19 protein-coding genes are annotated in these 25292 nt (G+C 63.4%); 11 read left to right on the top strand and 8 right to left on the bottom strand.

What is annotated here, in order from left to right; all coding sequences use genetic code 11:
• Nucleotides 1–107 precede the first annotated feature (107 nt).
• From ACILSQ_RS25925 to ACILSQ_RS25915, 3 genes are all read left to right on the top strand, one after another.
• Nucleotides 108–1637 carry a tetratricopeptide repeat protein gene (locus ACILSQ_RS25925; RefSeq protein WP_395746592.1) on the top strand — a complete coding sequence of 510 codons (1530 nt, stop codon included), beginning with the start codon at nt 108–110 and terminating at the stop codon, nt 1635–1637.
• A gap of 310 nt (nt 1638–1947) precedes the next feature.
• Nucleotides 1948–2319 carry a hypothetical protein gene (locus ACILSQ_RS25920; RefSeq protein ID WP_395746591.1) on the top strand — a complete coding sequence of 124 codons (372 nt, stop codon included), beginning with the start codon at nt 1948–1950 and terminating at the stop codon, nt 2317–2319.
• Between the two features lie 235 nt (nt 2320–2554).
• On the top strand, nt 2555–3718 hold the full coding sequence (locus tag ACILSQ_RS25915; RefSeq protein ID WP_395746590.1) for a tetratricopeptide repeat protein: 1164 nt from the start codon (nt 2555–2557) through the stop codon (nt 3716–3718).
• Nucleotides 3719–3915: 197 nt separating this feature from the next.
• Here ACILSQ_RS25915 and ACILSQ_RS25910 read toward each other — a convergent pair whose 3' ends face one another.
• Nucleotides 3916–4137, bottom strand: coding sequence for a hypothetical protein (locus ACILSQ_RS25910; protein ID WP_395746589.1), 222 nt, complete (start codon nt 4135–4137; stop codon nt 3916–3918).
• A gap of 106 nt (nt 4138–4243) precedes the next feature.
• Between ACILSQ_RS25910 and ACILSQ_RS25905 the strand changes: the two genes are divergently transcribed.
• From ACILSQ_RS25905 to ACILSQ_RS25895, 3 genes are all read left to right on the top strand, one after another.
• A complete protein-coding gene (locus ACILSQ_RS25905) occupies nt 4244–5650 on the top strand; it encodes a tetratricopeptide repeat protein (protein WP_395746588.1) in 1407 nt (468 codons plus the stop codon).
• 449 nt (nt 5651–6099) lie between these two features.
• Nucleotides 6100–6396, top strand: coding sequence for a hypothetical protein (locus ACILSQ_RS25900; RefSeq protein ID WP_395746587.1), 297 nt, complete (start codon nt 6100–6102; stop codon nt 6394–6396).
• 115 nt (nt 6397–6511) lie between these two features.
• Complete coding sequence (locus ACILSQ_RS25895; RefSeq protein ID WP_395746586.1) at nt 6512–7723, top strand: tetratricopeptide repeat protein; 1212 nt, start codon at nt 6512–6514, stop codon at nt 7721–7723.
• A 134-nt stretch (nt 7724–7857) separates the two neighbouring features.
• Here the strand turns inward: ACILSQ_RS25895 and ACILSQ_RS25890 are convergent, their stop codons facing one another.
• A complete protein-coding gene (locus tag ACILSQ_RS25890) occupies nt 7858–10752 on the bottom strand; it encodes a COR domain-containing protein (RefSeq protein WP_395746585.1) in 2895 nt (964 codons plus the stop codon).
• Nucleotides 10753–11051: 299 nt separating this feature from the next.
• Here ACILSQ_RS25890 and ACILSQ_RS25885 point away from each other — a divergent pair, with 299 nt between their 5' ends.
• Nucleotides 11052–11225 carry a hypothetical protein gene (locus ACILSQ_RS25885; protein ID WP_395746584.1) on the top strand — a complete coding sequence of 58 codons (174 nt, stop codon included), beginning with the start codon at nt 11052–11054 and terminating at the stop codon, nt 11223–11225.
• Nucleotides 11226–11346: 121 nt separating this feature from the next.
• Here the strand turns inward: ACILSQ_RS25885 and ACILSQ_RS25880 are convergent, their stop codons facing one another.
• The 6 genes from ACILSQ_RS25880 to ACILSQ_RS25855 all read right to left on the bottom strand — a co-directional run bounded on the left by ACILSQ_RS25880 (nt 11347) and on the right by ACILSQ_RS25855 (nt 17645).
• Complete coding sequence (locus ACILSQ_RS25880; protein ID WP_395746583.1) at nt 11347–11490, bottom strand: hypothetical protein; 144 nt, start codon at nt 11488–11490, stop codon at nt 11347–11349.
• A gap of 148 nt (nt 11491–11638) precedes the next feature.
• Nucleotides 11639–12187: a carbohydrate binding domain-containing protein gene (locus tag ACILSQ_RS25875; RefSeq protein ID WP_395746582.1), complete on the bottom strand. Its 549-nt coding sequence runs from the start codon at nt 12185–12187 to the stop codon at nt 11639–11641.
• Nucleotides 12188–12496: 309 nt separating this feature from the next.
• The gene (locus ACILSQ_RS25870) at nt 12497–15415 is read right to left on the bottom strand and encodes a tetratricopeptide repeat protein (RefSeq protein WP_395746581.1); all 2919 of its coding nucleotides are present in this window, start codon (nt 15413–15415) and stop codon (nt 12497–12499) included.
• 249 nt (nt 15416–15664) lie between these two features.
• Nucleotides 15665–16126 carry a hypothetical protein gene (locus ACILSQ_RS25865; protein WP_395746580.1) on the bottom strand — a complete coding sequence of 154 codons (462 nt, stop codon included), beginning with the start codon at nt 16124–16126 and terminating at the stop codon, nt 15665–15667.
• A gap of 523 nt (nt 16127–16649) precedes the next feature.
• Complete coding sequence (locus tag ACILSQ_RS25860; RefSeq protein WP_395746579.1) at nt 16650–17024, bottom strand: hypothetical protein; 375 nt, start codon at nt 17022–17024, stop codon at nt 16650–16652.
• A 66-nt stretch (nt 17025–17090) separates the two neighbouring features.
• Entirely contained in the window at nt 17091–17645 is a 555-nt protein-coding gene (locus tag ACILSQ_RS25855) for an RES family NAD+ phosphorylase (protein WP_395746578.1), read from the bottom strand.
• 264 nt (nt 17646–17909) lie between these two features.
• On the opposite strand from ACILSQ_RS25855, the gene ACILSQ_RS25850 reads away from it, so the two are divergent.
• The 4 genes from ACILSQ_RS25850 (at nt 17910) to ACILSQ_RS25835 (ending at nt 25234) form a co-directional block, all read left to right on the top strand.
• Nucleotides 17910–19982: a tetratricopeptide repeat protein gene (locus tag ACILSQ_RS25850; protein ID WP_395746577.1), complete on the top strand. Its 2073-nt coding sequence runs from the start codon at nt 17910–17912 to the stop codon at nt 19980–19982.
• 249 nt (nt 19983–20231) lie between these two features.
• Entirely contained in the window at nt 20232–20951 is a 720-nt protein-coding gene (gene lexA, locus ACILSQ_RS25845) for a transcriptional repressor LexA (protein WP_395746576.1), read from the top strand.
• Complete coding sequence (locus tag ACILSQ_RS25840; RefSeq protein WP_395746575.1) at nt 20948–24412, top strand: N-6 DNA methylase; 3465 nt, start codon at nt 20948–20950, stop codon at nt 24410–24412. The genes lexA and ACILSQ_RS25840 overlap by 4 nt, the downstream gene beginning before the upstream one ends.
• A 3-nt stretch (nt 24413–24415) precedes the next feature.
• Complete coding sequence (locus ACILSQ_RS25835; protein ID WP_395746574.1) at nt 24416–25234, top strand: hypothetical protein; 819 nt, start codon at nt 24416–24418, stop codon at nt 25232–25234.
• Nucleotides 25235–25292 lie beyond the last annotated feature (58 nt).

Below are 25292 nucleotides of genomic sequence, written 5' to 3'. Positions count from 1 at the left end.
CACCGGAGCATCGGCGCTGACGCTTGTACCACAGGCCTGCGGCCCGCTTTGCACTTGCCATCCTCACGCTTCCTTCCTTTAATCCAGGCGCTCAACCGGTGCCTGCCATGAAGCTGCCCTTTGCCCTTGCCCTGCTCCTCCTTTACACCCTCGGCTCCGGCGCGTCTCGTGCGGCTGAGGATGCGGCGGACGACACCGGTGCGAAAGCCTACGAGGCCGTCAAGACACAACTGGACGCGCAAAAATACACCGAGGCGGAAACGGCCGCGCAGGCGCTGGTGGCGGCGCTCACCCAGGAGCAGGGAGCAGAGGCCGAGCTGACGCTGCGCACGCGGGTGGTGCTGGTGGATGTGAAGCACTCGCTGGGGAAAACGGCGGAGGTCATCGCCCAGGGCCGCCAGTGGCTCCCAGCCGCCGCACGGGTGCTCGGCGCGGCAGACTCCGGCACCCTGCTGCTGCGCAGCCTGCTGGCCAGGAGCATGGTGGCTGCGGGCCAGCCGGCGGCTGCCGAGCAGGAGTTCCGCGTGTTGATCCCCCTGGAGGAGAAGGCGCTGGGGCCCGAAGACCGCGAAACCCTCGCGAGCCATTTCCGCTTCATCCGCGTCTTGTGCACCCAGGGCAAATTCAAAGAGGCCGAGCCGCTGCTGCACCGCCTGATGGCGGCCCAGACACGGGTGTACGGGGCCGATGCTGAGGAGACCTTGAACACCCGCTTTTTCTGGGGTGTGCTCCTGTCTAAAACGGACAGGCTGCAGGAAGGCACGCAGGAGCTGCGCCAGGTGGCGGCGCGGTGCGCGCGCTCCCTGGGAGACTCCGCGCATCTGACACTGCGCTGCCAGGCGGCCCTCTGCGCGCTCCTCGGCGAGCAGGGAGACCCCGGGGCCTCGGTCGCGCCGCTGCGCCAGCTCATTCCCACGCTGGCACGGGTGCTCGGGCCGGAGCATGAGACCACCCTGGAGGCGCGCTTCAATCTGACGGTGGCCCTGAACAAGCTGGAGAAGTGGCGGGAGTGCGAGCAGGAAAGCCGCGCGCTGCTGGCCGCCGCCGCCAAGGTGCCGGATGCCGAAGACCAGACGATGCTGGAATCTGGTATGATGCACGCAGCGAGCCTTTCCAACCTGGGCAGAAATGACGAGGCGGCGCGGCAGCTCCAGGAGCTGCTGCCGCGGATGACCCACGCCTTTGGCAAGGAGCACCGCAGGACCTTGCAGATCCGCTATTTGCAGGCCGCTGTGCAGGAGGCTCTGAAGCAGGACGCAGCCGCGGAGAAGGCCTGCCGCAGCCTGCTCCCCGAGCAAACCCGGCTGCTCGGCGCGGCGGACCGCGACACTCTGAGGACCCGCAATGTGCTGGCGCTGGCGATCCTGAACCAGGGGCAGGAGGCCGCCGCCACAAAAGAGCTCCGCCAGTTGCTGGCCGATGCCGAAAGCGCGCTCGGCGCCGGCAACGCCACCACCCTGCTCATCTGCTATAACCTGGCCCGCAGCCTGCGCATGCAGAAGCAGTACCCGGAGGCCCTGACCCACGCCCGCCGCGCCCTGGAGGGCCAGACCAAGCTGCTGGGCAAAGACCACCCCGACACCCAGGACTCGCAGAAGATGGTGGATCAGCTCACGAAGCAGGCCACGAAGGCCTGAGGCGCCGCCAGCGTGGAACTCTGAACAGAGAACAGAGAACAGAGAACAGATCCCCCGCGACGCAAAGACCTCGCCGCGCCCGGATAGATCGTGTGCCACAAGCTCCAACCCACTGAATACCATATTCTATTATTTTATCTCTTGACCTCCCCAAACCCGGCCCAAGGCTTTTTCCACGACCCCACATTCCAAACGCCGGCCCCTCTTGTTCACCCCGCGCTCCCCCTGGGGCGGACGCCTCGAGTCCCACTCCTTCCGCAGCCACATGCGCGCGTCTGAGGATAAGAAACGCCACCCCACTTCCAAGGAAATGCAGGGCCTCGCCGGGCAGATGGCTGACAATCAACTGACCGGAGCCAACGGGCAGCCGGTTCAGCCGCCGGACGCTGGTGGTGATGTGTGGAGGGTGCCTCATGCCAATCTGAAGAACTACCAGGCGCCGCAGCAGCCGGCGCCGCAGCAGCCGGCTCCACAGGCACCATCCTCGAAAGCCATCCAGCTCGCCACGCAGGAATATCAGCCAATTCCAAATTCGAGCGGACCTGCCAACATCAGCCCTCCCCCTTCATCGGACACAATAAAACCTCCTGCGCTGCATTTTAAAAATGGCAAAATCGAGCTCGATTGGGAAAAAATGTTCAAAGAACGAGGACTTGCGTTAAAAGGTGAGTACCACTTTTAGCCGCCAGGCTGAAACAATGGCGGGCCCGCAACCTTAGGGATGGGTTCATGGCAGTCTCATCACTCTGATGTTACCGGGCATGCCTTTGCTGCGGCAATGCCAGTTGTTTCCTGACGAGTGCAGTTTCGCCATCCGGAGACGTCAGCATACATTCCACATTCCACATTCCACATTCCACATTCACCTTGCACCCCGGCCACCCGGCGTTCACCCTGGTAAAACCAGCCCTTCTGCCATGAAGCTTCTCCTGTCCGCCCTTCTGCTGCTTGCCACCTTCAGCCCAGACATGGCCGCCGCGGCGGAGGGCAAGGATAAAACAAAGACGGCAGCAGAAACCCCTCCGGGCATCAGCCAGAAGGCCTGCGATGCCGCCTTGGCGCTCCGCGATGCAGGCAGGCACTCCGAGGCGGAGCAGGCCCTGCGGTCGCTGGTCGCGGCACGTACGCAGGCCCTGGGAGCGGAGGCCCCCGAGACTTTGAAGGCCGCTGCGCTGCTCATGGCGATGGAGCTGGCCCGGCACACGGATGCCGCGGCGGAGGCCAGGAGCTCGGCACTGCTCCTGACCATGCAGCGTGTTCTTGGTGTGGAAAATCGTGACACCCTGCACTTCCAAAGACACGCCCTTTTTGCAAAGTCAGCCCTGGGCAGACCTGCTGAAGCAGAAGGGCAGTACCGCCGCCTGATCCGCACCGATGAACGGGTGCTCGGCCCGGAGGATGAGGAGACGCTCAGCGCCCGCACGATGTTCGGGCTCGTACTGATGAACGCAAGCAAACTGGAGGAAGCCGAAAAGGAGTTTCGCCAGCTCCTGAGCATCTCCGGCCGGGTGAGCAGTGCTGAGGCGACCGGCACCCTGCAGGCCAGGCATAATCTGGCGCTGGTGCTGATGCTCCAGGAAAACTATGCTGAGGCGGAAACCCTGCTGCGCGCCGACGTCGCCGCCTGCACGCGGCTGCATGGCCCGGAACATCCTGACACCCTGAACGGCCGCAACTCCCTGGCAGCGGCGCTCAGCAAGCAGAAGAAACAGACCGAAGCGGAGAAAGAGCTGCGCAGTGTGGCCGCCATCCGCATGCGCGTGCTCGGGCCGGAACACCCGGACACGCTCATGAGCCGCGCCAACTGGGCCGGAGAGCTGCCCGTGCAGAAGGCGGAGCAGGAGCTCCGCACCGTGCTGGCCATCGATGAACGGGTGCTCGGCCCTGAAGACAGAGAAACTCTGCGCTGCCGCTTCGACCTGGCGCTGCGCCTTGCCATTCAGCACCAGTACCCAGAGGCCCTGACCCACGCCCACCGCGCCCTGGAGGGCCGCACGAAAACCCTCGGCAAAGACCACCCCGACACCCAGGACGCGCAGAAGCTGGTGAATGAACTCACCAAGGCCGCGTCGAAAACGTGAGCCCGTCGCCAGCCTGAAACTCTGAACCGAGAACCTAGAACCTAGAACAGAGCACAGAGCACAGAGCACAGAGCACAGAGAACCGAGAACAGAGAACAGAGAACAGAGAACTAAGCCCCCGCGACGCAATGACCTCGCCGCGCCCGGATAGATCGTGTGCCACAAGCTCCAACCACTGAATACCACATTCTATTATTTCATTCCCTGACCTCCAATCCCAGGGCGAACGCAATGACTGGCTGAACACACGGCTGCACGTCAATGAGAACCGCACCAACAAGGAGCGCGTGCGGCGCGAGCAGGAGGCCGCGGCCCGGAAGAGCGCAGGCCAGAAGGCCATTGAAGCGCAGCAGGCCGCCAATCAGCGGCGTTACGACAGCAAGGCTGAAGCCACCATCCAAAAATTCAGAAAGGAACATCCGGAATTGTACCGCGGAAAGTGACGCGCATAATATAGCTTGCTCTTCCGCCGGGGCCTTATTCTAATGCAGGCTCCTGGCCGGCGGCTGTGGCCGCTTTTTTCATATGAAGCATTTCCCCGCCTCCGTCCTCGCTGCGTTCCTGCTCCTTGCCTCTCAGGGCGTCGGGGTGGTTCATGCCGCGGAGGAAAGCGCAGGCTATGACGCCGCCCTGGCGCTGCACACCGCAGGCAAATTCACCGAGGCGGAAAAGGCCGCGCAGGCCCTGGTGGAGGCGCGCACCAAGACCCTCGGCGCGGAGGACAAGGAGACGCTGCGCGCGCGCCTGCTGCTGGCGGAAAGCATGCTCGATCTGGGCAAGGGTGCTGAAGCGGAAACGCGGCTGCGCGCGCTGCTGCCGCTGCTGACCAGGACCTGCGGCGCGGAAGGCCGCGAGACGCTGCACTGCCAGTCCGCCCAGATCGCCGCCAGCACCACCGAAACCAACCGTGCCGAGATGGAGAAGCAGTTGCGCCACTTGATCTCCGTGGAGGCCCGCGTGCTCGGCGCCGAAGATGCGGAGACCCTGCTGACACGCAGACGCCTGGTCGATTCGCTGGATGCCCAGGACAAGAATGAGGAATGCGAAAAGGAGTGCCGCCCGCTGCTGGCCGCCCAGGCACGTGTGCTGGGCCCCGAGGCCGTGGAGACTCAGCGCACCCAGCACAAGCTCGCCATGAGCCTCCTCATGCTGGAACGTGGGGAGGAGGCCGAGAAGGAGTTCCGCCAGCTCCTGGCCGTGCAGCAGCGGACGCTGGGCGAGGGAAGCAGGCAAACCATCGACTGCCAGGAGTGCGTCATCATGGCTTTGTTCCGCCAGCGAAATTTCGCAGCGGCGGAAAAGCAGCTCCGCCCTTTGCTGCCCATCATCGTGCGCGGCCTGGGCGCGGAAGACAGCCTGACTCTGGACATGCGCGACCACCTGGCCCTGAGCCTGGCCGCGCAGGACAAGCATGCGGAGGCCGAGCAGGAGTACCGCACCCTGCTGGCCGCCCTGGAGCACAAGGCCGGCGCCGAAGCCCCCGAAACGCTGGACTGCCAGTCCAGCCTCATCCACACCCTGTGCATGCAGCACAAAGACGCGGAGGCGGCCAGGCTCTGCCGCGATTTGATCCCCCTGCAAACACGCGTGCTCGGCCCGGAAGACAGCGCCACCCTGGACACGCGCAGCACGCTGGCCTCCTCACTGCACGCGCTGCAGCAGGAGGACGCAGCCGAAAAGGAGTACCGTGCCGTGCTGGCCCTGCGCGAGAAAACACTGGGACCGGAAGACCCGGACACCCTGGAAACCTGCTACGACATGCTGCCCTGCCTGGAGGCACAGAACAAGATCAAGGAGGCCCTGACCTATGCCCGGCGAGCCTACACGGGCCAGCTAAAGGCCCTGGGCCCGGACGACATCAACACCCAGGCCTCCAAAGAACAACTGGACCGGCTGACCAAGCTCCAGGCAAAAGAAAAGACGAAGGCTTGAGGGTCAAGGCGGCGGAGCGGAAAGCCTCGGGCTCTGGGTTTCAGCTTCAAAGCGCCGTGCCAGGCCTGGCCTGGCACGGCAGGTCGGCTGCCACAAGCTGTTAGAAACAGCCCGGACACCCGGGCCGCGCAGAAGAGGGTGGATGAGCTCAAGAAGACCGCGCCAAAAACGTGACGCCGCCGCCAGCCTGAAACTCTGAACCGAGAACCGAGAACCGAGAACAGAGAACAGAGAACGCCTCCCCGCGCCGCAAAGACCTCGCCGCATCTGGATAGATCATGTGCCACAAGTCCCAACTGAATACCACATTCTATTATTTTATCTCTTGACCTCCACAAACCCGGCCCAAGGCTTTTTCCATGAACCCACATTCAAAACGCCGGCCTCTCCTGTTCACCCCGCGCTCCCCCTGGGGCGGACGCCTCGAGTCCCACTCCTTCCGCAGCCACATGCGCGCTTCTGAGGATGACCCCAAAGAGTCCAAGGGCCTGTTTCTCAATCCGGGGTCGGACGAGAAAGATCCCACCGGCCTGTATATCAAACCTGAGTTTGATGACAAGAACCCAGAGGGGAGAACCGGACTCAACCTTGACCTGGGCTGGCGGGGCAAATTTGGCAAAACAGGTCAAATCGTATTGCGGGGAGCTTCAGACGAGTACGTGCAGCGCAGAAACAAAGCGTTTCAGGATTCCCTGAGAAAATCGGGCATTGATCCGACCGGAAAAATCCTTTTCATCAAGGGATGAGCGAGGCAGCGCCGCGCCGCCTCGCATCGCCCCGCCATAAGCCACGCGCCTACGCATTGATGCTTGTCTCGGCGCGGCGTCTCTCTTTAATCGCAAGACCTAACCCGCGCCCACGATGAAGCCGCCCGCCGCCCGCTCTCTCACCTTCGCCCTGCTGTCTTTGATCCTCAGCGTGGATGCCGGGAGGGCTGAGGAGGGCAAGGCACCCGCAAAGGCTGTGGAACCTGCGGCAGCAGCAGCAGCAGCAGCAGCGGCGGCGGCTGACACCGGCGCGAAGGCCTACGATGCCGTCAGGTCGCTGATCGCCGCGGGCCAGTACGATGAGGCAGAAAAGGCCGCGCAGGCCCTGGTGGCCGCGCGTTCCCAGAAGTTGGGCGCGGAGCACCCGGAGACGCTGGAGGCACGCACCCTGCTGGCGGTCGCCCTGATGTGCGTGCAGAAACTGGCGGAGTCGGAGCAGGAATACCGCACCGTGCTGGCGGGGTATGAGCGGGTGCTCGGCCCGGACCATGCGAAGACCCTCGACATCGAAGTCCGGCTCGTCGCCATGCTGGACACTCCGGAGACTCATGCGGAGGCGCTGCGCCGCGCCCGCAGTCTGGTCCCCAGGGCCACGCGGGTGCACGGCCCCGAGGCCGAGCAGACTCTGAAGGTGCGCAAGCTGCTGGCCTTTGAGCTGGCAGAGAGCGATCCCGCGGCGGCCGAGCAGGAGTACCGCGCGCTGCAGCCCCTCTGCACCCGCGTCTTTGGCGCCGAGAACGAGGAGACCCTGGAGACACGCTGGCGTCTGGCCCATGCCCTGGACAAACAGGACAAGACGGCGGAGGCGGAGAAGGAATACCGCGAGGTGCTGGCCCTGGGCCTGAAGCTTTACGGCGCGGAGGGGGACGATACCCTGTTCTACCAGGCCTGCCTCATCGACGTGCTGCGCAAGCAGGACAAGCACGAGGAGGCCGTGGCGCTGCTGCGCCGGCAGATCACCGCGCAAACCAAGGTGCTGGGGCCGGAGGACAGCAGCACGCTGACCTGCCGCGAGCTCCTGGCCGAATCCCTGACCGAGCTGGGAAAACCCGCCGAGGCCGAGCAGGAGTGCCGCCAGGTGCTGGCCCTGGAGGAGCGTGTGCACGGTGCCGCAGATCCCCACACGCTGCGCGTCTGCTGCGGCCTGGCATCCAGCCTGAGCGCCCAGGGAAAAACCGCCGAGGCGCTGACCTACGCGCAGCGCGCCCTGGACGGCGGCCTCAAAACGCTGGGAAAAGAAGACGCCCTCACCCGCACCGCGCAGGGTTTGGTGGATGAGCTGAAAGAGAAGGCCGCAAAAACCTGAGGCACCGCCAGCCTGAAACTCCGAACCGAGAACAGCGAACCGAGAACCGAGAACAGAGAACAGAGAACAAATCCCCCGCACTCCAAGACGCTGTTTCACTCAACCAGGGACTCGTTTTTAACGCTGCCTCGCATTCACCTTTCACCGCTCACGGGGGGAGGCTGCGCCACGCGCTCGGGAGACTCCTTCATCAGCTTTTCCAGCACCCTCGCCAGTCCGTTGGAAACGGAATGCCACCCTTCTGACGATGGCTTCCAATTGTTCAGCGCCTTGGCTTTGTCAGGCAGCGCATTCAGCGCCCCCAGTGCGGTCTTGTCCCAGCGGCAGGACTCAAGGACGATGGGCACCACGATGGTTTCTCCGGCTTTGTGCAGTTTCATCGCCTTGGGGATTTCGTGCTCGGTGATGTAGTCCGTCGAAAGAGAGGCGGCGCTGATCAGGATGAGGATCACATCGGCCTCGCGCAGCTCGCGCTGGATCTTTTTGTCCCATTCGTCTCCGGGATCGATCATGCGGTCGTGCCAGTGGCTTTCCAGCAGGCCTTCGTTGCGCAGGATTTTGAGCTCGGACTCCAGGCGCTTGCGCTGGGCCACGTTGCTCTTGGAGTAGGAGATGAAGATCGTCGGTTTCCAGAGGTCATCCTGCCGCGCTTGCGGCGTGCTGAACTCGTCATTCGGCCCGCGTGGGTCGATCATCACCGTGCCCTCTGCTGGCACACGAATGCCAGTCTGACGGCGGTTGCGCTCATCGGCGTCCAGGATGGCGGTAGAGATCCAGTCTCCCTTCACTCTCGTTTCTTCCACCGGGTCCAGCCTTTTGATCTCGGCATTGATGTCCCGCATCTCGGCCTGGCAGAGTCCGGCCAGTTGCTGCCGGGCCTTCGCCGGTCCGGTCACGGTGATCATCACCTGTGTCGCGGTCTCCGCCCGCAGCAGTGCGCGGGCGCCCTCGCGGGTCAGCACTGCTCCGCTGGCCCATTGCTGCGGCTTGCCGTCCACCTCTTCGATGAACTCATGCAGGCGCACGATCGCGCGCGCCACCAGCCCCTCCGGCAGGGCCTCATAGGTGTAGCGCAGGTGAGTGGCATCCGTCTCCCTGCCAAAGCTTTCCACCCCCTTCGGTTGTTCGATGGGCAGCGCCTGCGGTACCAGCCACACGCCGCCGCCGGCGCTGCGCGGCACGTAGGCGATCTCAAAGCGCTCCATGATCTGCAGCAGGTACTGCCGCATCTTCTCGTCTTTCTCCTGGGCCAGCACTGCATCCACATCCGCCTGTTTGAGCACGCCGTACTGCTCTTCAGCACGGCGTACCAGGCCATACACGTTTTGGGTCAGCCAGAGCGGCTGCAGCACTGTGGCCTCGCGCAGGCGGGGGTCGTTGCGGTAGTTCAGCGCCGCACCCAGATTGTGCAGGATGTCCGAGAGCGACTCCTGCTCCCTTTCATCCGTCACGCCATGGCGGGCGCAGAGCGCGCGGTACTCCGTGAAGCTCAGGTGCGCCCGCTGCTTCCCGCCGTCAGCCAGCGCCTGGCGCACGGCCACCCACTCGGGCTTGAAGGGCTCGCGGATCCACTTGAGTTGGTCCACCTCGCTGCACAGGGCCGTTTTGAGTTTGTCCACGCCCGTCCTCGTCTGGCAGTCCATCTCCACAAATCCGGCGATGAAGGGGTAGCGCTCCTGCAGCGCCCCACGGTCCACCTTGGGGCGGCAGCCGGGCACATCCCACTGATTTAGCACCACGATCACAGGCGGCCCCTGGCCATCACCGTCCGTGCCAAAGGCGCGGATCAGGCGCAGCCAGTATTCCGCGTCCTCCCGCTCATGGTTCTCCCGGCCGCTGAGCACCAGCACATAGACGCTGCGCACGCTGAAAAAGAACTGGTGCAGCGCATGCGTGATCACCTGCCCGGCAAAGTCCCACACATGCGCCGTCACCGGCCCGCCCTGGCATTCGCCCATGTCCCAGTCGCTCAGGGCGATCCCCGGCGTGCTCTCCTCTTGGGTATTGAAGGGCAGCCCCTTGAGGGCGCGCACTGTGCTCGTCTTGCCCGCGCCGCCCCGCCCCACCAGGATCAGCTTCACCTCGTTCAGCGGCCTGCTGTCCTTCGCCTGGCGGCCAAAGTAGTAGTCCAGGATGGTCTGCGGATTGGCGGGTGTTTTATCTTGGGTTCCGACTTCGAACTGTGTTGGTCCCAGCACTTCGGGGGGCAGTTTCAGACGCGGATTGTCATGCAAATACAGCGCCTCCAGGTTCTTGAGCTGCCGCAACTCTTCGGGAAGCGCACTGAGCTGGGTGCCGCTGAGATCAAGCGTGGTGAGAGCGGTGAGCTGGCCGATCTCGGGCGGCAGCTCGCTGAGCTGGGTGTTGTATAGAAAAAGCTCGGTGAGAGCGGTGAGCTGGCCGATCTCGGGCGGCAGCGCGATGAGCTGGGTGTTGTGAAGATCAAGCGTGGTGAGAGCGGTGAGCTGGCCGATCTCGGGCGGCAGCGCGCTGAGCTGGGTGTTGTAAAGATAAAGCGTGGTGAGAGCGGTGAGCTGGCCGATCTCGGGCGGCAGCGCGCTGAGCTGGGTGTTGTAAAGAGAAAGCGTGGTGAGAACGGTGAGCAGGCCGATCTCGGGCGGCAGCGCGCTGAGCTGGGTGCCTTGAAGATAAAGCCCGGTGAGAGCGGTGAGTTGGCCGATCTCGGGTGGCAGCGCGCTGAGCTTGGTGTGGATGAGATAAAGCGTGGTGAGAGCGGTGAGCTGGCCGATCTCGTGCGGCAGCGCGCTGAACTGGGTGTGGCTGAGATCAAGCGTGGTGAGAGCGGTGAGCTCGCCGATCTCGTGCGGCAGCGCGCTGAGCTGGGTGCCGCTAAGATCAAGCTCGGTGAGAGCGGTGAGCTGGCCGATTTCGGGCGGCAGCGCAGTCAGGCTCAGGCCGCTCAAATTCAGCTCCATGCCTCTTTTCCCGAGCTTGCGGCACTCATTGATTTGCTTCAGAGCCTCATCATAGGCCTGCTGTTCTTGGGGTGTCATCTTGGGCGGCGGCATGGCGGAAGGTGGTGGGCGGAGGCGGATTGTCGAGTCGATTGACGTAGGTGAAGGGAGGGTTTTCTATTTATGATTTACGATTTATGATTTATGATTTTGTCTGATGGGGCGAGGGGGCTGTGGATGGCAGCAGGTGCCCGTGGAGGGGCGGGTGCATGCCCCTGATGTGGCAGAGGGCCGAACTTCGTGCGTGATGGGGCGCGAGCAAAGGCGGAGGATCATGAAGGACGCCGCACGCGCTTTGCAGCTCCGCCCCCGCGTTTCTTTGCGCGTGTTGCGCATCTGACCGCGCGTCATTCTTGGCGGTTCTTCTCCGTGTGGACGACCAGCGCGCCCCCCCGCCCCCGCCGTTTGAAAAAGTGAAGGACGAAGTGACCCGCCTCCTGCAGGCCGAGCAGCGCCAGCAGCGCATCACCGCCCGCCTCGCCGAGCTGCGCCAGAAAGCGGAGATCCTGAACCTCGGCACGCCGTGAATCCCGCGCCCGCCTCTGCCGCTGTTTTCAGGAACGGCGATGAAATACCACATCGTAGCATCCGGATTTTGAGCCGGCGCAAAACAGTCCAGGCGACGCTTTCCACGAGCCTGAGCACGAATCACTCCTCCTCCTCCTCCTCCTGCCGCCGCTTCACGCCCAGGTGCTCATACAGCGGGCAGTGGCCGGTGACGGCGTCATCCATCTCAGAGGCATCCTCATCGTCATAGCGCTCGCAGCCAATCACGCCGCGGACTGGATGCAAACTTTCTCTCTTTCTTCAATGGAAGCACCGGACATCATTCGTGCCCACGTTTGGAAGGGCGCTGGCTCAAGGCCGTTTTTTTTCCGAACGACCTGACGAAGCTGATTCGTGAGCTCTTCTCGTATCGTTCCCTGTCCACGGCCGGCGCTCAGCGTTTGCGGGAGGGGCCGATCTCGATGAGCTGGAGGTCATCGTACCAGGCGGTGCCCATGGCCATGTTGGAGTAGTGGCCGAGGCGGGGGCCGATCTTGATGCTGTCCACCGCGCCGCTGTCGAACTCAAAGGACACCTTCTTCCAGTTTTGCTTGCCATCAAAGGCGTCCGAGCGCTCGAAGCCGCCGGCCAGGGAGAAGCTGGCGCCAGCGCCTTTGACCACGACGTCCTTGGTCTTCAGGTAGCCGGTGAGGCGGTAGCGCGTCTTCGGCTTCACGGTGACGGTCTGCTGCAGAAAGCTGTCGTCCCCGGCGGGGTTGTCGATGCGGATGCTGTTTTTGCCGTCGTGCTTTTCCACGGTGTCCACGGAGACGGTGCCGCGCTTCTCATGCGCGGCGAAGGACCAGCCGTTCATCCCATCCTCAAAGGAGGGATTGGTGAGGAGATTGGTCTTGGCGACCGTGGGCTGCTGCGCCGTGGCCAGGCTGAGGACGAGGCCGGATGCCGCGGCGGAGAGGAGCGTGAGTTTTGTGAGGGTGTTCATGGGATGGCTGCTTATCGTCTGTTTTTAGGTGGAATTTTCGCCGCAGCCTGGAGCATGAGCGAGAAAAATGCAATGCTGCAAACACGCCGCACCGCCCCGAGCGCCGCTGCTTTATGGGCTGAGGCCGCATCTCCACTCCCGCGGTTTCGGCCCGCCCGCGTCTGCTCATCCGGATGGATGACGTGGAATATCATAGCATGAAATGCTGCCTCATGCCATGCCTGGTCTGCAGCCCGCTCCTATGCCGACCCTCGCTCATGCATGCGTGCGGAACTTACACACCGCACAAACGCCCTCTCCGCCCCCTGCTCACTTTCCCGCGTGCTTCTTCTGAAAATCCGCCACCTGCCGCCGCGCCTCGGCGCTCTGCTCGGGGCTGAGTTCTCTTTGCAGGATTTTGGACCAGCCCATGGCGTCTTCATGGTCCTGGGCGGCGGCGAGCTGGAACCACTTCAGGGCGGCCACGGCGTCCAGCGGTGTGCCGGCGCCTTCCTGGCAGGCGCGGCCCAGGTCATACTGCGCGGGGGCGTAGCCCTGGGTGGCGGCCTTGCGCCACCAGTACACGGCCTGCTGCGGCGACTGGGGCAGGCCGCTGCCTGACATGCAGGCGTGGCCGAGCTGATGCTGCGCCGCCTGGTGGCCGTGGTCCGCCGCTTTGCGCAGCCACTTCACGCCTTCCTCGGGGTTCTTGATGAGGTTTCTGCCGGTGCAGTACGCCTGGCCCAGGTAGTACTGCTCGCTGGCTCCGCCCTGCGCGGCGCCTTTGTGATACCATAAGATGGCCTCCTTCGTGTTCTGCGCCACGCCTATGCCCCGGTAGCAGGCGTAGCCCATGCGCATCTGGGAGCGCGCATGGCCCTTCTCGGCGGCTTTGCGCCACCACCGCGCGGCGGCGGCCTCGTCCTTCTCCTGGCCGGTGCCGGTCATGCAGCTGTCTCCCAGCATGAGCAGCGCGTAGTTGCTGCCCTGGTCCGCGGCTTTGCGCGCCCACTCCACGCCGCGCCGGGTGTCTTTGGGCAGGCCCTCTCCCTCAAAGCACGCACTGGCAAAGCAGGCCTGCGCCCAGGCGTAGCCGCCCTCCGCGGCCCGGCGGTAGTACTCTGCGGCACGCGCGGGGTCCCTGGCCACGCCTTTGCCCAGGCGGTAGCAGTCTCCCAGCCGGGACAGTGCGGCGGCGTGGTTTTGGTCGGCGGCTTTGCGCAGCCACTCCAGCGCCAGCAGGCGGTCCGCGGCCACGCCATCGCCGTCAAAGCAGGCCTCTCCCAGGTGAAACTGCGCCATGGAGTTTCCGTGGGCGGCCGCCTTGCCGTACCACTGCACGGCCAGCGCCCGGTCCTTCCGGATGCCTTTGCCTTCCGCGCATGCCAGGCCCAGCCATGCCTCGGCATCATGGTTTCCCTGCGCCGCGGCTTTGCGAAACCAGGGAATGGCCCGCGCGGGGTCTGGTGGGATGCCCCTGCCCTCATACAAGGCCGCGCCGATGCATACCTGGCCGTCCACATGGCCCTGCTCCGCCGCTTTGCGATACCACGCGGTGGACTGCGCCAGATCCCTCGGCACGCCCTTGGCAAAGTCTCCATCCACGCTGATGCCGAAATAAAAATCAGAGCCCGCAGAGTACTGGGCCTCGGCGCGGCCGCCCTCCGCGGCCTTGAGAAACCAGCGGTGCGCCTCCATGGCATCCCGGCCCGTGCCCAGGCCCTGGGCGTAGATGTTTCCCAGCGCGTATTGGGAGGAGACATCGCCCTGCTCCGCGGCCCTGCGAAACCAGCGGATGCCCTCGGCCTCATTGCGGCCGACGTTTTCGCCCTGGAAGTACGCGCGGCCCAGCTCGGCCTGGGCATAGGCATCTCCCCGCTCCGCGGCGGTGTGGAAGTCTTTCAGCGCCTGGCGCGCCTCCTGGTCGGCGTTCTCAGCGGCGACGTAAACGTCGAGTATCTTGGCCATCTTCTCTGGAGCGGAACGCTTGATCGCGGCATCGGTGGTGCCTGAGAGATCCGTGGCCTGGCGGAACCACTTCACGCCCTCCCGCGTGTCCTGCTGCGGCAGGCCGGCGCCGGTGAAGCAGGCGCTGCTGAAGGCAAACTGCGCGCGGACGTGCCCCTGCGCGGCCGCTTTGCGGTACCACTGGGCGGCGGCGGCGTCATCACGCGGCAGGCCGGTGCCCGTGGCGCAGGCGCGGCCCAGGGAGAACTGCGCTGCCGCATGGCCCTGCACGGCGGCTTTGCGCAACCACTCGGCCCCCACGGCGGCATCGCGCGGCAGGCCCTCTCCAGCAGCGAGGCGCGTGCCCAGCGTGAACTGGGCCTCTGCAAAGCCGTGCTCGGCAGCCTGGCGCAGCCACTGGGCGGAGGCTGCGGCATCCCTGGGCAGGCCGTGGCCTTTGGCGGTGAGGATGCTCATGGAGTACTCCGCCTCGGCATGGCGCTGGGCGGCGGCCTTGGCGATCCACTGCGCGGCCAGGGCGGCGTCCTCCCCTTTGCCAATGCCCTTGCCGGTGAGGTAGCACTGGCCCAGGAGAAGCTGCGCGCGCGCCAGGCCCTGCTCGGCCGCTTTGCGGTACCACCTGGCGGCGGCCACGCTGTCCCACTCGGTGCCCGTGCCAGTGGCGCAGGCCAGGCCCAGCTCCGTCTGCGCCACCGCATCGCCCTGCTCCGCCGCTTTGCGCAGCCACCCCACCGCCTCCGCCGCACGCTCAGGCGAAAGTGTTTTCCCGTCAGCACCACCACCATCTCCCTCTCTCAGCCGCAGGCCGAGCTGCCGCTGCGCCGCGGCATCGCCCTTTTCCGCCGCAGCGCGGAGCTGCGCCAGCAGCCCGGCATTCGGCGTGGTCGCGGCGGGCGACGCGGGAGCTTGTGCGTTCTTCTGTCTCTGTCCCTGTCCCTGTGCTGATGCTTGTGCTTTGGCTTGAGCTGCTACAGGCGCAGGCGCAGGCGCAGCAGCTTTGTCAGCAGCCTTGGCTGGCACCTGGTTTCTATCTTCTCCCTGGGCCGTCGCTGGATCACGAGGCGGTGCCACAGCCGCTGCCGGCGTAGGCGCAGGCGAAGGCGAAGGCCCCGGCGCAGGTGCAGGCACCTGCCCCACCGCCACCTGCGCGTGCGCGGCGAAGGCCAGAAGCCCGACCGCTACCAAGACAAACGCGGCCCCACGCGCCCCCGCAGCAGCAGCAACTTCCCGGCTGGCAGACACGGCATGCCAGAAACGCTGCGAGGCTGTGGAGGAGTGCATGGAGCCGGACGGGTTGCGGAGAATGCAGAATGCATTTTCAAACGCCGCGGCCCAGGCGGAATTTCAGTAAAGAAAACTCCGCCCGAGCAGGAGCGCTGAGTGAATGCGCCCCCGCACGGAATCAACACGCTCAGCGCAAATGAAGTGAAGGCACTGCGCGGATCTATGGCAAATGTCTCCGCTGCGAATTCGCCCGGATGAAAAGCAGCCGCGCAGTTGCTCCTGAACCCGCCGCGGCACCTTCCGCTCCTACTGGTATTTGCCCGCGAGAATCTGCCTCCAGTCCTCCGTCAGAAGGTCCATGGGGAAGTCGCCGGGAAACGATTTCTTGATCTTGGCGATCTCCTCCGCGCCCGGAACATCCGTGCGGCTGAGGTCGAGGATGACGTGCCAGCCATTGAAGCGTTTCAGGCAGTGAGTGTAGCCGATGTCCGGGAGATACTCCGGCACCGCGTCGCTCCCATCTTCAAACACAGGGACGCATTCGATGAAGCAGTACTCGCCCGAGACCTTGAGGTACTCGATCTTCAGCACGATGGGCTTCGGCAGCTTCTTCTCCGCATACTCCTGAATGAGAAAGGCGCGCAGTCCATCGCAGATCGCCTTGCGCTCACTGGAGCCCGCCTTCGGAGTGTAGGCCTCCTCCCCACGCGCCGCGGGCAGGAGCAGGCATGCCAGGAGAAGGGCGGCAAGAAGACGGGGAGTATTCATGGCAGTTCGAGTTCGGAAGAAGAAGAGGAAAAAGAAAAGCGCTCACCAAGAATGGCTTCAACCGCGGGATCATCAAGGCTGTTTCGTGAATGACACTCGGTTAAGAACGGTGATCATGGATCTCTGCTTCCAAAGACAAGCTTCGCGGACGGCTTCCTCGCAAAAAAAGAAAGCGCCCCAGGAGCGCGGGGCCTCCGAGCCCGCAGCAGGTCGTCCGCGCGTGCGGCTGTTTGCACAGCCACGCGCCGCAAGCACACGCCCCCACCAGCGCCGCTTCTCCAAAAACATGCAGGCAAGAGCGGAGCTTCGACTGCCCGGCGGAGCGCTGCGGGCTCGGAGGGCCCGCGCTCCTGCCCCCCCAGCGGCACCGGGCCACGCGGCACCGTGAACTGCACGCAGACAGACAGAAAGGCGGATAAACAGACATACGTCTCATCTGACATACGTCGTTTCTGCCGTGTGTCCGGCGGAGCCTCGGCACGCAGACCAGCGTCAGAAACACCGCACCAGCTCTCGCCGCAAATCAGGCAAAAGCACCGTGGCGGGTTTGATGGATCATCTCCCAGATCACATCTCTTTCTCCGTTCTCGATCAGCTCCCACGGGCTGCGGCCCTTGAACCCCCGATTGCGCCTCTGCAGCCATGCCGGCAGATCCTCCGCCGGGATCAATTCCAGCAAAGCCTTCACCAGGCGCACAGCTTCGGTGACCTGCGCCTGCACCGGAGCCGGCAGCTTCTTTTGCTTTTCATAGGTGGCCAGGGTCCGCTCCGAAAAATTGGAAAGCCGCGCAAAAACCTCCCGGTTCAAACCAATGTTTCTGCGCCACACAAACAACGCGGTGCCGCTCTCCCTGGCCTGCTGCCAGGTCACGGATTTTGGAGCCGCTGAAGTTCCCATGAAACACACCATGCCTCCACCCCCCGGGCTGCGCAATAACAATCCTGCAAAATTGCAGGATTACTTTCAGGGGTGCATGACTTCCTGGTCCACCTTAAACTGGCTGCCGGGCAGCAGATTTTCGGGAAAGACGAGCACGTTTGCACCTGAGGAGTCTGCGGCGCTTGGAACGATGACCGCTTCGAAACCGGCGCCGGCAAAGGCTTTTCCCCACGCCTGGGTGATGGATTCCCGGCCAGACTGATTCTCCGCCCGCCAGTCCAGATGGCGGATCGTGTCCTCGGAGAGTCGCAGCAGCCGCCGCACCTTTCCGTCCCGCAGATCAAGCACGCGGCCGGCCTTGAACTTGAGGGCCACCAGTGTGCGGGGAAGCGCCTTGCTGGGCGGCAGTGCGAAATAACGCACATGAGCCTGCGCCTCGGCCAGCGCGGTCTCCGGAGTGAGGGCGGTGTAGCTAAGTCTCGCGGCTCCCCGGGTGTTCCACCTTCCCGAGGCGTGCAGGGCGCCGGCGCCGTTCACGATGTCAGCGGCCTTCGAGTAGGCGGGATTCACGAAGCGATACAGCATCTCTCCGCAGCTCACATCACAGGTCTGGCCGATGGCTTTCAGCCGTTGTTCCAATTTTGCGCGGTCTGGGTGAGCCGAGATCTTCACAGGCGGGTACTTTCGCCCGGCAGGCATCCTCTTGCAAGACAACGATGCCCGAGCCAGACCGATTCAGCGCAAAACGCACTCATTCGTTTTTCTGACAGACCCTTTCGTTTGTTCAAACACCGCGCGCCCATGCGGGCGTCAATCCTGGACATTCTCCGGACGCCGGGATCAGGTGCAGATTCCACGCTTGCCACGCGTCCCAGTATTTCGTTTATTCCCCGCGCCTACCCCATGCATGCCCGCCTGCCCGTCATGAAGCCGCTGCTCTCCTGCCTTCCCCTCCTTCTGCTGGTGCTGCTGGCAGCTCCACATTCCCCCGCAGCACAGAAGAAGCAGGACCTTGCCAGCAAGGCCGGCGAAGGCGAGAGCCAAGATAAAAGCCAAGGCAAAAGCAAAGACAAAGACCCAGGCGGCGGCCTTCCACCGCTGCGCCAGGAAAACACGGCGGCCGATGCTGAAAAAGCCGCGCAGGCGCTGGTGGAGGCACGCACCCAGGCGCACGGCCCGGAGGACAAGGAAACGCTGCGCGCGCGCCTCCAGCTCGCGCAGGTCATCCTCGGGCAGGACCGCGCGGCCGATGCGGAGGCACGCCTGCAGGCGCTGCTGCCCGTGGTCACGCGTGTTTTTGGCGCGGAGCAGCGCGAGACGCTGGCCTGCCAGTCAGCGCTCCTCTCCGCCACCGCCGCCACGGGAAAAAACGCGGAGACGGAGGCGGAGTATCGCAGCCTCATCGCCACCGCGCAGCGCGTGCTCGGCCTGGCGGACGCCCTCACCCTGCAGGCGCGCTGGCGCTTCTCCGGCGTCTTGTACGCCCTGGGAAAACGCACCGAGGCGGAGGCGGAGGACCGCCAGGCGCGCGACCTCAGCCGCGGCAGCATCACCCTCAAAGAACGCCACTCCATCGACACCCAGACGGCCAAGGCGCTGAAGCTCCGCATCGACAAAAAATACAGCGACGCAGGGCACGCCTGGCTGAAGCTCCTGCCCGAGCAGACGCGCCTCCTCGGCGCCGAGCACCCGGACACCCTGAAGGCCCAGGTGGAGCTGGCGGAAAATGTGGAGGCCCAGGGCTGGGGCGCCGAGGCCGCGCAGCGCCTGCTCTCCGTGCTGGCCGTGCAGCAGCGCGTGCTCGGCGCGCTGCACCCGGACACGCTGGGCACCTGCAGCATCCTGGCCGCCTGCCTGCGCGCGCAGAACCGCCCGCAGGAGGCCCTGCCCTACGCGCGCCGCGCCCTGGAAGGCTGCCAGAAAGTCTTCGGCAGCGGCCACCTGGATACCCGGTTGAACCAGCAGCTGGTAGATTCTCTCACCCCGGGCGCGCCCACGCCCCCGCCGGCGGCGGCTTTGCCCCAGGACCGCCCCGTGGCCACCGTGGATGGCGTGCCCATCCTGGCCTCGGACGTGCGCAAGATGATCCAGACCGGCGTCGAGGAGTTTCAGCAGAAGCACCCCGGCGAAGCTCAGAAGCTGGAGCAGGAGACCGCCAGGCTCAAACGCTCCGCCCTCGGCATCCTCATCGACCAGCAGCTCCTCGCCAGCGAGCTCCCACGCGTGGGCATCACCGTGAATCCACTCCTCATCGAGCAGGACTTCGAGGCCATGGTCAAAAACTCCGCGCAGGGAGACCTCGCCGCCTTCGAGGCCATGCTCGCGCGCGACGGCCTCACGCTGGAAAAGCTGCGCAAGGCACGCCTGCGCCTGATCAACAGCACCGCCATGCGCGCCCACCTCGCCGGCACCATCAAGGTCACCGATGAGCAGGTGCGCGATTTCTATGAGAAAAACCGCAGCCTCTGGGACAGCCCCGTGGAGGTGAAGCTCTACTCCCTCACCGTGCCCGAAACCCTGCACCAGACCGACACCGCCACCCGCGCCCACGTCGAGTCCCTGCGCGAAAAAATCAGCAAAGGCGCCAGCTTTCCCGCCGTGGCCCGCGCGGAGAGCAAGGACAGCCACGCCGAAGACGGCGGCGCCTGGGGCTGGACGCCCGTGACCAGCCTCAGCCCCAAGATCCGCGCCGCCGTGGCAACGATGGGCAAGGCCTCCATCAGCCCCATCATCGAGGAGCCCGGCCTCTTCATCCTCATCGGCGTGGAGGACCGCCGCACGCCCCCGCCGCCGCCCTTTGAAAAAGTGAAGGACCAGGTGGCCGCCCGCCTCAAAAACGACCTCGCCAACGAGCACATCGAAAAAACCCTCGTCCGCCTCCGCGCCGCCGCCGACATCCAGCGCCTCGCCCCCGCGCCGGAGGAAACAGACCCCGGGAAGAAACAACGCGCCCGCGATGGCGAGACCCGCCTGTGAGGGCCTGCGCTCAGCACTAACGCAGCACCCACGCAGGAGCCGCATGCAAGGCGAGGTATGGGAACCGGGAGTGGTAAAATTGGAACCAGACCGCGAACGACCTGACGGTGTGAGGATACGCCCCCCTTGACATGGGGACGCCGACGGCCCGCACTGCCGATGACCTCTCGTGTTGGAAAGAGAAAAGGTCCGACATTCGCGTCGGCAAAGGCGGTGAAACCAAACACTTCCAGTTCACGAATTTCATGCTTGAAAATACTGCTTTTTAGTGCAGTATTTTGTCCAGTAAAAATGATACGAAAAAAGCCCACTAAAAAGCAGCGCCGTATCGAGGAGTTCATCGCCTCCTACCAGCGCAAGCGTGGCTGTCCTCCGACGCTGGAGGAGATCCGGATCCACCTTAAATGCGCCAGCACCAACACCGTTCGCTGCCACCTGGCCTTGCTGGCCAAAAAGGGGCGTCTGACACGCGGAAAGCGGAAAGCTCGTTCCATCCGCCTGACGCCGCCGCCCAAGCGGACTTCAGCTTCCAGGATCGTACCTGCTCCGCCATCAGTTGCCGGAGAGCCATCAGGTCTGCCCTTGCTGGGCACAATCCCTGCCGGGCCTATGGAGGAGGCGCTGGCGACTCTGGACGAGAGGCTGCCAGTTGAGGCTGGACTTTTTCCCGGAGACATGGTTTTTGCATTGCGCGTGAAGGGAGACAGCATGAAAGACGCCGGGATTTTGCCCGGCGACTACGCGATCTTAAACAGCCAGGCCATCGTTCCCGATGGCGAGATCGCGGCTGTCTGCGAAAACGGCGACGCTACGCTCAAACGTGTGTTCAAACGCCCTGACGGACTGCTCTTGCGACCGGCAAACACCGCATTGACGGACCGCCTCATCCAGCCCGGCGAGGCAGATGATATTCGCATCGTCGGAAAGATGGTGGGCCTCGTGCGCGTGATGAAAGGAGGCCGCCGATGAGCCTCAAGACTCTGCCCAAACCCAGTGCGAAGACGAAGCTGCGCGCACGGCACGTCACAGGGGCTGCATCGCAAAGCCTGGATGAAATCATGGCTCCTTGGGGCTGCCCCAAGCTCATTCCGCTGGATCGGAAGTTTCAGTTGCCGGAGCAGATAGACTATCTCGATCTCCTGCCCAAGAAGGACAGCGACCATGGTTCCGGACTGCATGCCGTGGCGGCGCACCGCAGCGCGGCACTGCTTTATGTGGTGGATGCCTCCCGCAGCAGTCGCAAGCCGAATGAGGCTGCCATCAAGGAGATGCGTCGCACACTGGCCAACCGAAGTGATTCCGCCTGGCTGGGCATCGTTAATGCGGGCACGCTCACGCTCTACCCCGTGGGTTTTGGCGATGAGCTGCCAGCGGCCAAAACGCTGAACGAGAAAGATCCGGATGCGCCGTTGTTTTTCCAGAGTCTGGTCCAGGGCACTTTTGAAGCACCGTCAAAGCCTCAGGCCTGCGATCACGTGTATCAGGAGATCAAGAAGCTGCTCACACGTACTACGACGGCTTTCGTTGGGAATGCGCAGGTGGAGCCCCTGCACGTGCTCTCCATGGCAGGGCGCGCGCTGTTTTTCCGTTTCTTGATCGACCGCAACATCGTCAGACCTGCGGAGCTTTCGACCATTTGCCCTGCCGCGCTTGAGGATGGGCTGACGCTGCGAGATGTCTTTTCTAATTCGGAGCGCGCTGCGCAAACTTCCCTCTGGCTGGACGAGACATTCAATGGAGACTTCCTGCCGCTGATCGCGGACAAGCTCAAGGACGATGAACGGCTGGAGGCCTACCGCCGTTTTTACCGCATCGCGGGAAAGGCCACGGAGAAGGCTGTCTTCAAGCACCTGGAGGCCATTCTCAAAGGCTGGGAGCAGGTGGAGGGCAAGCAGCTCGCCTTTGACTGGCACCGGCTGGATTTCGCCCACATTCCCGTGGGCGTGTTGAGCGAGGTGTATGAAGACTTTTCCCACCAGGTGGACAGCAAGCTCTCGCGTGACACCAGCGTTCACTACACGCCGCGTTTCATTGCCAATTTCATGGTGGAGGAGGCCTTTGCCTCCCTGCCCGGAAACAAGAGCCTCGCACGAGTGCTCGACCCTGCCTCGGGCGCGGGGGTGTTTCTGGTTCTTGCGTTCAGGCGGCTCTTCCGCGAGCGCTATCAGATCAACGGTGCGCGGCCAGACACCCGCGAGATTCAGAGCATTCTGTATGATCAGATCCGTGGCTTTGACGTGAGCGAGTCTGCCCTGCGCCTGGCCGCGCTGGCGCTTTACATCACGGCCATTGAGCTGAATGCCAGCCCGCACCCGCCCAAGGCGCTGAAGTTTCCACGCAATCTCCGGAAGAGCGTGCTGCATCATTTTGGCGAAGAAGCCGCCGCTGAAGTGTATGCGAATGATCCCGACACAGCCACTTTCCAGGCCATGCTGGGCAGCCTCGGAGAACTGCCTGTGAAAGCTGCACAGGAGGATTTCAAAGGAGCGTTTGATCTCGTCATCGGTAACCCACCCTGGACGCGCCTGCGCGATGAAGCGCCCGAAGAGCGCAGGAACAAGACAGGCGATGCCGGCAGTGTGAAGAAATCGGCCACAGCCAGAGCGAATGCGGCCTTCACCCAGATTGGCCGTGAAACCTTGGAAGCACGGGAACTGACTCATCTGATCAAAGAGTACGAAAACCCGGACAAAGCCCCAGACATCCCCTTTCTTTGGCGCGCCACTCAATGGGCCAGGCCGGAAGGCATCATCGCCTTTGCGCTGCATGGCAGACTGTTCCTGCATACCCAGGGGAAAAAGGACATTTCATGGCATGCCGTGCAGGAGGCCATGGCCATCACGGGCATTGTGAATGGAGCCGATTTGCGCTGGACGAAAGTTTGGGATGGGATGCATGTACCCTTTTGTTTGTTCTTTGCTCGTAATGAAAAGAGCCGACCTGAGGAAGGCTTCTTTTATGCAAGTCCACTTTCTGAATACGCCATCAATTCATGCAGCCGCTTTCGCATCGACTACGCTGCCGTGCGCGCGATCACTCAGGCCGAGACGCGACAGCGCCCGTGGCTGCTGAAGACACTCAGTCTTGGCAACACGCTGGACGTGGATGTCATGGATCGCATCACCAAGGCGTTTCCGCAGACCTTGTTGCAGTATTGGGAGCAATTTGACCCGGAAGGAATAAGGACGGGACAAGGATACAATATCTCGCCGGGCTTGCGTCAAAAGCCCGCCCCATTCCTTGGTTCACTGCTGGATTTTAGCGACCCATCTGAAAACGGTTTTGCCGTGGAATGGGAAGCACTCAATACATTTGAGAGCAATCATAAGCGCTCTTCAGCTTATAGACCAAAAGAGCCTGAACAGTATCAGCCTCCCCTGGTCATCGTTCCCAAAGCTCCAGGTGATAATATTTACACCCCAAAATCTTGGCTGACGGACCGACCCGTTGCATTCAGTCAGAGTTATTATGGCTACGCATGCAAGGACTCACCTGCGCCTGAGCATGTGGCGGCCATGATTCATGTTCTCGCTCATTCAACCTTGGCTCGTTACTTTATTGTGATGAGCAGCTCTTCGCTCGGCAGCGACTTCATGATGTTTTTGAAAGCAGATTTTGACGCCCTGCCGTTCCCCGATGTTGCCAAGCTTCCGGCAGCAGACAAAAAAATACTCCTGAAGCTCTCGGCCCGTCTGCAAGAAGGTGAAGGGCACATGCCAGCTCCTGAACCTGAAAAGAAAGCCAGGCGTGGAAAGAAACAGGAGGAGGATCTGCCCGACCTTTTCAAGACCGCTCCCGCCCCGGCGCCTGCTTCAGTGAAGGCGGACAAGCAACGCGAGAAGGCGCTGGCTTTCTGGGCGGAGCTGAATGCCTTCATCTTCCGCCTTTACGGTCTGGGAGTGGACGATGCCCAGGTCATCGAAGACACACTGTTTGCCAGCGCCGCCTACCGCCTCGCAGGAAAAGATGCCTTCCTGCCCATCGAGCCTCAGCCGGGCGAGGATGGCCTGCTCGTGCGCGATGTCTTCTGTGATGAACTTCAGCAACGCCTCCAGCCCTTTTTCGCGGTCATGGATGAAACGGTACAGGTGGGAGAGCCACCGGGCCTGCGGCAGCAGACTTGGAACACCACCTGGCGCTTCGTCGCTGTGTGGACCGGACAGCCACCAGCGAATTTTCCGGCCAGGGTGCTGCAAGAGGCCATGCAGCTGGCCAATGAGCGTGGTTTAAGCCGCATCATTGTGCGCGTGCCGCGCCATCACTGCCTGCTCATCGGCATCCTGAACGCCCGCCGCTGGTGGACGCGCACACGCGCGCGCCTGTGCGCCCACACCATCACGATGGAGCATCTGGCGGCCTTTGAGCCACCGCATTCCAGCCACCGTCCCGCGCCGCTGCCATTCCGCAGAAAGCGCGTTGTCCGCCATTGATGCATGAGTTCTCATCCCCAACCCGCCAGCACCACTACGGGCATGTTTGCTCGTGGCCCGCGTGGCTTTGCGGGCGGCATGAGCTCAGGACTGCCCAACGCGTCTGAGTTTGACCTCCCGCATCCTCGCATTCCCGTGCAGGTCATGCTGCTGATGCACCAGGTGCTGCAGGTGGCCTTTGCCGAACTGCGGCGGCAGCAGGGCAGTCTGGCGCATGAAAGCGAAGATGCAGTTACCATTCCTCTAACCCGCATCTTGGAGAACGATCTGCGGCATCGTCGGCAGCGTGGCCGTGACGATGCCATCCCAGGCTTTGACGACACGGTGGTGGAATCCATCGTGCATCATGCGGGAACCACGAATCACGACGGCACCCAGTTAAAAAAGGAGCCGGATATTTTGTTTAAACTGCGGGCTCCCGAAGGGGCAAGAGTCCTGCATTCCGACTATGCCATCTTTGTGGAGTGCAAGCCGGTGGATAAAAAGCATGCGGTGGACAAGCGCTACTGCGATGACGGCCTCATCCGTTTCGTCAAAGGGGACTATGCGTGGGCCATGCAAGATGCTCTCATGATCGGCTTTACCCGACACCAGCGGGCGATTGCCACTCACCTTGTACCGGCGTTGGAGGAGAAAAACCGCAGAAAGGCATTGGGCATCCCCACCTTCGCCCAAGCTTTAAAAAAAGTTGCGGGCGGCAAGACGGTTGCGGGGACCGAGAGACTGCAGGTGTCCACCCATCAACGTGCATTCAAGTGGCAGTGGGACAAAGGGCCAGCCTGTCCTATTCGAGTTTACCACTCGTGGCATGAGTGCTCTTGATTCGGCAGAGGCTTCCGAGTAGCGATCACTGCTTTCTTAAAGACGGTGCTGAAGTGGT

Origin of the sequence: Prosthecobacter sp. (genome assembly GCF_044227185.1) — a bacterium.
In the GTDB taxonomy this organism is placed as follows: Bacteria; Verrucomicrobiota; Verrucomicrobiia; order Verrucomicrobiales; family Verrucomicrobiaceae; genus Prosthecobacter.
Note: the sequence above shows the minus strand (reverse complement) of the source record. Positions and strands in the feature narration are given on the sequence as shown.

Coding starts and splice junctions, on each gene's coding strand:
- ACILSQ_RS25875 (WP_395746582.1), bottom strand. CDS start 12,187: ATGAACACCCTCACAAAACTCACGCTCCTCTCCGCCGCGGCATCCGGC.
- ACILSQ_RS25870 (WP_395746581.1), bottom strand. CDS start 15,415: ATGCACTCCTCCACAGCCTCGCAGCGTTTCTGGCATGCCGTGTCTGCC.
- ACILSQ_RS25860 (WP_395746579.1), bottom strand. CDS start 17,024: ATGGGAACTTCAGCGGCTCCAAAATCCGTGACCTGGCAGCAGGCCAGG.
- ACILSQ_RS25910 (WP_395746589.1), bottom strand. CDS start 4,137: ATGTTCCTTTCTGAATTTTTGGATGGTGGCTTCAGCCTTGCTGTCGTA.
- ACILSQ_RS25850 (WP_395746577.1), top strand. CDS start 17,910: ATGCATGCCCGCCTGCCCGTCATGAAGCCGCTGCTCTCCTGCCTTCCC.
- ACILSQ_RS25905 (WP_395746588.1), top strand. CDS start 4,244: ATGAAGCATTTCCCCGCCTCCGTCCTCGCTGCGTTCCTGCTCCTTGCC.
- ACILSQ_RS25920 (WP_395746591.1), top strand. CDS start 1,948: ATGCAGGGCCTCGCCGGGCAGATGGCTGACAATCAACTGACCGGAGCC.
- ACILSQ_RS25890 (WP_395746585.1), bottom strand. CDS start 10,752: ATGCCGCCGCCCAAGATGACACCCCAAGAACAGCAGGCCTATGATGAG.
- ACILSQ_RS25900 (WP_395746587.1), top strand. CDS start 6,100: ATGCGCGCTTCTGAGGATGACCCCAAAGAGTCCAAGGGCCTGTTTCTC.
- ACILSQ_RS25915 (WP_395746590.1), top strand. CDS start 2,555: ATGAAGCTTCTCCTGTCCGCCCTTCTGCTGCTTGCCACCTTCAGCCCA.
- ACILSQ_RS25925 (WP_395746592.1), top strand. CDS start 108: ATGAAGCTGCCCTTTGCCCTTGCCCTGCTCCTCCTTTACACCCTCGGC.
- ACILSQ_RS25835 (WP_395746574.1), top strand. CDS start 24,416: ATGAGTTCTCATCCCCAACCCGCCAGCACCACTACGGGCATGTTTGCT.
- ACILSQ_RS25865 (WP_395746580.1), bottom strand. CDS start 16,126: ATGAATACTCCCCGTCTTCTTGCCGCCCTTCTCCTGGCATGCCTGCTC.
- ACILSQ_RS25840 (WP_395746575.1), top strand. CDS start 20,948: ATGAGCCTCAAGACTCTGCCCAAACCCAGTGCGAAGACGAAGCTGCGC.
- ACILSQ_RS25895 (WP_395746586.1), top strand. CDS start 6,512: ATGAAGCCGCCCGCCGCCCGCTCTCTCACCTTCGCCCTGCTGTCTTTG.